The organism is uncultured Chitinophaga sp. (assembly GCF_902168175.1).
Lineage (GTDB): Bacteria > Bacteroidota > Bacteroidia > Chitinophagales > Chitinophagaceae > Chitinophaga.
The window spans coordinates 1-6,515 of the sequence record NZ_CABHOU010000078.1 but is presented as its reverse complement, the minus strand read 5'-3'; the positions used below and the strand labels follow the sequence as shown (position 1 = coordinate 6,515).

Sequence of the window (6,515 nt, the reverse complement as noted above, 5' to 3'; positions counted from 1 at the left end):
TAAGTACGATGGCCGGTTCAGGCGCAGGCATGTCTAACCAGACTTCCTCGTCCAGCTCAAAATAGTGTTTGGTGAGCAGGTAGTAAGCGCCTTTTTCTGCTTGTTGCAAAACGAGGCCGGACTGCCAGCTGAAGACAGTTACATCGGCCATGCTAATCATATGGACGAAGTTATGCGGATGGGGCACTTGCACCACCGAAGGTAAATTCCCCGCTTCACGGGAGGGTTTGAAAAACATAAGCGTGATTTGGTTAAAAATATCATCGCTTTGACGGTAGAGGCTGGGATTATTGCGGCCGAAAATAAGGAATCCTTATTAATCTGCAAAAAAAAATGGAGCGTCAACATTTTGGCAAATAGAATCAACAAAACGACTAACTGGAATGGATATGGAAGTAGCAAATTTGCATAAATCAATATCCATATGAAAAATACAAATCTACAAACCATCATCCCGGTGCTTACCTGGAATGGCCTGCCCTGGCAAGGCCAGTGTACGGTACAGCACTCAGCACCACCTGCGGCAAATGCCGGGGGCTCCAGGCTCAATATTAAAAACGCAATAGTGTATGCTATGCGGGTTGGCCGTGATCGCACACTGTCTGCCTTCTACTTATCGTTTTGCCGGGGTAAAAATTCAGTACGCCGAACGGCGGCCATGGATTATAAACACGGCCCCGTCATACATGCGGTCGCATTTGAAGGTAAGAAAGGACTCCAAACGATATATGTAGACGCAAGCGATAACATAAGCGTAGATGCCGTAAAGATAATCGTTTACGGTGCCGGTCTGAAACAACAGGAAACCGGCCTGGCCGAATATAGTGCCGAAATAGGCGGCTGGGAATATCAATTAACCACGAATGGCGCCGCCCAGGTAAAGGTCATAGCGACCGATATCCCGGGCAACAAAGCAACCGCTATTATTCAATTTGATTAACATTTAAAAATTTAAAACATGCTTACAGTAAATGAAATATTAGAAACGCTTGAAAATTACCGCGAACATGGCTATAGTGATTTTATATCGTTGCGGGCCGGGAACAATTTCCTGGTAGATAGCCGCCTGAACCTGTTCAGGCACCCAAACGGCCGGTGGGCCATTGTATTCGAAAAACTGGTATTCGACGTAGCGGAGTGTGAGCTGCTGCTGGAACTGCAATATTTCGGCAACTGCATCACCGACTACGCCGCTCAATATGAGATCGTACTGATGAACGAGGATTCATTTTGCCAAACCGGCAATGGATGGTGGCTGAGGAAAGATGCCAGACACTGGAAAGTACGAGGCCGTAAACTCGCGGTTTCGAATAATCTGGCCGATTATACCATCGCAGGTATTAAGCCCGAAAATACCCGGTGTTTTTCGATGCTGGAAGCCATGCGCCAGCTGGTACACAAAACACCAAAGCCATTCCGGGCCACAACGGGAGACTTATACCGTTTTTTACCGGCCGATCTGGAACAGGTCCTTGTGCTGGACGAATGGTATCATGTGGCGTACCAGACCGACTATGTGCTGCAGTTAAATGCAGAAGGCATACTTACATTGGCGCGGGATTTAAGAAATGTACTGGACACCACAGGCCATAGCCTGGAAACAAAGAAGTCTTTACTCAACATGCTGATTAACGACATGGCCAAACAAAACTGCGCACCAGGTACATATGAAACCTGGCCCATGTTGGCGGCTGTACTGGTAACTGGCGATCCTGAGCGCTATGGACCCAGGGAGGCACCTACCACGCACTGGCGTTACTGGCCCAACCGCTACGAGGAGTTCAAAAGACCAGGTTATGCATAAGCAGTTCATCAACGACATCCGCCAATTGTTGCTGGAAGCCAGGGGTAAGGTGGCCCGGCAGGTAAATGCCGTCATAGTATATACTTATTGGGAGATAGGCCGGCGGATAGTGGAAGAGGAACAGTCCGGCAGCAAACGTGCAGAATATGGCGGGCAGTTGTTAAAGGAGTTGTCGGCCCGGCTGGTAAAAGAGTTCGGCCGTGGTTATGGGGAGCGCGACCTGCGGCGTATCCGGCAGTTTTACCTCGTCTTTCCAATTCGGTCCTCACTGCGGCCCGAATTAACCTGGACGCACTACCGCACTTTGTTGGGCGTGCGGAATGAGGAAGCCAGGACATATTACCTGCAGGAAGCAGTGCAGCAGTCGTGGAGCGTGCGGCAACTGGAGCGTAACATTGCCAGTCTTTTCTTCGAACGACTGAAACCGCCGCTCAAAGACCCGTATGTGCTGGAGTTTTTAGGCCTCGATGATGCGACGGTGTATTCCGAATCCGATATCGAATCGGCCATCATTCAGAACATCCAGTCGTTCCTGCTCGAACTTGGCACCGGCTTCGCCTTCGTAGCCCGCCAGTACCGTATCAAAACGGAAACAAAGGTGTTCTATATCGACCTGGTGTTTTATCACTACCTGCTGAAATGTTTCGTACTCATCGATCTGAAGGTTACCGACCTCAGTCACCAGGACATCGGTCAAATGGACATGTATGTTCGGATGTTCGAAGCACTAAGGCGGAGCGCAGATGATCAGCCTACATTAGGTATTATCCTCTGTAAAGATAAAGACCAGACCATCGTAAAATACAGCATGCTCGAAGAAAGTGAGCAGCTGTTCGCATCCAGTTACAGCCTGGTATTACCGTCGGAAGACGCTTTAAAGGCAGTGCTGGAGCAGGGTTTTCGGACAGTGGGATAGAAAAGCTATCCTCGCGATTGTCCTGTTAAGTTCTTTGACATATTGGAAATAAAAAAACAAGGTAAGGAGGCTTCTCTATATATAGGGTAAGGGGGGCTTATTGTCCCTCTTACCTTTTTTTAGTTCGTGCCGTAGTCGATATCCAGTTGATACTTATAAAGCAACCCTTCCAGCTGAAGTAAGGAGAATTTCGCCTTTTTAAGCTTATTGAATTCAGGTTCGATAGAAAAGTTAACCGAACCCCTGAAATCGGCTTTCTCTAAGTTCGTATTGGAGAATTTGGTCAGTGTTAAATCTGCATTGGTAAATATAGCTGATGTGAGATTGGCTTCCGTAAAATCCACCTCTTTCAGAGTACAGCCGGAGAAATTCGTGCTCTTCAGGTTCCTGCCAAAAAACACACAGTAGTTCATGTAGCACTTTTCGAATTTGAAAGAAAACATAAACTTGCTGGCTATCGCGAAATCGACGCCCATCAGTTTGCATTCCGAGAATATCACATCTCTGAATCCGGTATTGCTGATGACAGTCATGGTAAAGTCGCAGGCTTTAAACGTGCATTTGTCGAAGGCGCTGTTAGAGAGGTCGGCTTTGTTGAAAGTGCATCTTTCGAAGGTGCATTGAAAGTACTCGATGTTGCGCAGGGTTTGTTCGGAGAAGTCGATGTTCAGGAATTCTTTGCGTTCGTATATCAGTTCGTCGTTTTCGTCTTTTGCGGCCATAAGTCGTTTATTTAAGAGGATATAAAAATAAATCTTTTATTATTCTCCGGGTCTTTTTTGCGACGAAATGGTAGTTTAAATAGTAGTTTTTACTATTGATCTGCAGAATTTTAATATTGTGAGAGCGCAGCCTAAGGCAGTGTTAAAACGCATTAAGCACTAAGGGTTATATCATATTCACCGACCTGTTCTGCAACCTGTATTGATTGGGCGTCATACCTGTTACCTTTTTAAAAACTTTCGAGAAATGCGGAAGGCTGTCGAACCCCACCTCTTCGGCAATAGCTGCATACGGCGTACTGCTGGTGGCAATCAGGTACTGTGCCCGTTCGATCCTTTTTTCATGAATGTAGTTTAATGGCCGCATGCCGGTATAATGAAGGAAATGCCTCGAGAAATAATCCGGGTGCTGGTTTACTCGTCCGGCAAGATGATTGACCGTCAGCGCTATCTTCAGGTTCATTTGTATGTAGCTGATCGTGTCCAGTATCTTCGAGGGAATGATTTGCGTTTGCGCGATGGAGTTACCGGCATTGTTTACGAACCTTGAAAGTAGTTGCAGGATAATGCCCTGTGTTTCGAGATAGGCGGCATCACTTTGCAGGGTATTTAGTTCCTGGTACTCCCTGTAGTAAACGTCCTTTTCGTACACTTTGGGATTGTCGGAACGGTTAATGCCCCGTCCCGGATTGATGGCAAGCAGTCTTTCAAAGTTGGCGGCGTCAGTAGGTGTGGCCGCAATTTTCATCAACGTGCGGTTGTCGTAAAAAAGAGATATGCCATCGGGTGCTTCCTCAAAAAACTGTATGAAATACTGGCTTAAAAAGGAAGAACAGTGCAGGTTGCAAAGCGTGAAGCTGGGTATGAGATAAATATGGCCGGGTTCCAGTTTAATGTGCTGATGCGTGCTGGAAATCGTGCCCTCACCTTTGTCGATATAGTAAAGCCGGTAGTATGGGCTGATCACATGTTTGTAATCCCATTTCGCATTCAGGTGAACATGGTCTGCGTGGAGTAAAGAAAATGAATGTTTTAAAAGTCTTCTACTCATGGTTATAAAAGTAAGGAAATATACAGATACAGGTCGGTTTTATGTAATCCTCCTGTTATTTAGCATGTGCGGTCACGGTGCGGCTTATTGATCGTTTGGTAAGGGGAGTGGGATTGTTTGGTTACCAGTGTTTCATCGGAAATAGTCGGATTTATATAAAAAATAGTCTTATTTAGAGAAAGAAACAGGCGGCCACCATATTAACTTTGCTGTCACAGTTCCACAAAATGAAAATAGCCCGCACTAAACTGAATGCAGCCCTTTTCATCTAAACAGGTAAAATTTTATATGATGAATAGAAGAACGCTTCTGAAACAATTGGGTTTATCGGTTCCAGCTTACCTTATATCCAAACAGGCAGGCGCTTTTATGACCGTTGATGATATGCAGCTGGCCAAAGGCCCGTTTAAAGCTTCGTGGGATTCATTAAGCGGCTACACGGTACCCGAGTGGTACAAAAATGCAAAGTTCGGGATCTGGGCGCACTGGGGCCCGCAATGTGAGCCGGAGTACGGCGACTGGTATGCGAGGGGAATGTATGAGGAAGGCAGCAGCCAGTATAAATACCATCTGAAGAAGTACGGGCATCCTTCCAAATTCGGTTTTAAAGATGTGATCAATAAATGGAAGGCTGATCAATGGGACCCGGAGTACCTGGTTTCGCTGTATAAGAGAGTAGGTGCGAAGTATTTTTTCGCGTTGGCTAATCACCACGATAATCTCGATCTCTGGAACTCGAAACATCAACCGTGGAACTCCGTAAAGGTGGGGCCGAGAAAGGATATCATTGGTGGTTGGGCCAAAGCAGCAAAGAAGGCCGGGTTGCCCTTTGGTGTTAGTGTGCATGCCGCACATGCCTGGACATGGTTTGAAGTAGCGCAAAGGGCTGATAAGGCCGGCCCGATGGCCGGTGTGCCATACGATGGCAAACGCACCAAAAGTGATGGCAAAGGCACCTGGTGGGAAGGACTCGACCCACAGGCACTTTACGCTCAAAACCATCCGCTCAGCGAAAACAGTAGTGATAACGGAATGATCCATCGGCAGTGGCACTGGGGGAATGGTGTAGCGGTGCCAACCCGCGAATACTGTGAGAATTTTCTGAAAAGAACCGTCGATCTGATTGATAAATATGAACCGGAACTGCTCTATTTTGATGATACGGTATTGCCGTTCCATCCGCTGAATGACATTGGCCTGCAGATTGCCGCTCACCATTACAACCAGAGTATCAAAAGAAATAAAGGGGTACTGAAAGGCGTATTGAACGGGAAAATCCTGGATGAAATGCAGCGTAAGTGTATGGTGTGGGATATTGAACGTGGGCAGAGTAACGTGATAGAACCGTTTACCTGGCAAACAGACACCTGTTTAGGCAGCTGGCACTATGATAAACGGGTATACGACGCCAAACATTACAAGTCGGCTAAAACAGTGGTGCAAACACTAGCTGACGTAGTCAGCAAAAACGGGAACTTTTTACTGAGCGTTCCGGTAAAAGGGAACGGAACGATTGATGAACAGGAACTGGCTATCCTGGAAGAAGTAGCGGCATGGATGAAAGTAAACCAGGAGTGTATATTCGATACCCGCCCATGGAAAGTGTTTGGAGAAGGGCCTGCTATCAGCGATGCTGCACCCTTATCTGCCCAGGGCTTTAACGAGGGTAAAGGACGCCCGTTCGGTGCAGAGGACATGAGGTTTACCGAAAAAGGAGAGGTGTTGTATGCCATCGTTTATGGATGGCCGGATAACGGAACGGTGAAAATAAAAAGCCTGGCGGATAGCAGTGTACACAGACCTGGGGTTATCTCAAAAGTGGAGCTGCTTGGCGGCGGCGGGTTGAGTTTTGAACGTAATAGTGAATGTCTTGAGATAGAGCTGCCCGAAAGCACGGTTGCGCTGCCATATGCCACCGTATTAAAAATTGTATAAATTGTATGATGAACATCAATATGCCAAAGGTTATTTTTGGCACCAGTGCGCTGGGTAATCTTTATGCAGAGATCAGCCTGGAGGAAA

At 46.8% G+C, this 6,515-nt stretch carries 6 protein-coding genes; 4 read left to right on the top strand and 2 right to left on the bottom strand.

Annotation, left to right across the window (positions count from 1 at the left end; genetic code table 11):
* Positions 1–424 precede the first annotated feature (424 nt).
* From QZT80_RS18735 to QZT80_RS18725, 3 genes are read left to right on the top strand one after another with little or no spacing between them, the layout of a single operon-like run.
* Positions 425–940, top strand: coding sequence for a hypothetical protein (locus QZT80_RS18735; protein WP_295125567.1), 516 nt, complete (start codon positions 425–427; stop codon positions 938–940).
* Between the two features lie 18 nt (positions 941–958).
* Positions 959–1,804 (top strand): hypothetical protein, encoded by an 846-nt coding sequence (locus QZT80_RS18730; RefSeq protein WP_295125564.1) that lies wholly within the window; start codon positions 959–961, stop codon positions 1,802–1,804.
* Positions 1,797–2,720 carry a PDDEXK nuclease domain-containing protein gene (locus tag QZT80_RS18725; RefSeq protein WP_295125561.1) on the top strand — a complete coding sequence of 308 codons (924 nt, stop codon included), beginning with the start codon at positions 1,797–1,799 and terminating at the stop codon, positions 2,718–2,720. The genes QZT80_RS18730 and QZT80_RS18725 overlap by 8 nt, the downstream gene beginning before the upstream one ends.
* Before the next feature lie 119 nt (positions 2,721–2,839).
* Here QZT80_RS18725 and QZT80_RS18720 read toward each other — a convergent pair whose 3' ends face one another.
* A complete protein-coding gene (locus QZT80_RS18720; RefSeq protein ID WP_295125558.1) occupies positions 2,840–3,442 on the bottom strand; it encodes a pentapeptide repeat-containing protein in 603 nt (200 codons plus the stop codon).
* A gap of 166 nt (positions 3,443–3,608) precedes the next feature.
* The gene (locus QZT80_RS18715) at positions 3,609–4,493 is read right to left on the bottom strand and encodes a helix-turn-helix domain-containing protein (protein WP_295125555.1); all 885 of its coding nucleotides are present in this window, start codon (positions 4,491–4,493) and stop codon (positions 3,609–3,611) included.
* Between the two features lie 288 nt (positions 4,494–4,781).
* Between QZT80_RS18715 and QZT80_RS18710 the strand changes: the two genes are divergently transcribed.
* Positions 4,782–6,428, top strand: coding sequence for an alpha-L-fucosidase (locus QZT80_RS18710; RefSeq protein WP_295125552.1), 1,647 nt, complete (start codon positions 4,782–4,784; stop codon positions 6,426–6,428).
* Positions 6,429–6,515 lie beyond the last annotated feature (87 nt).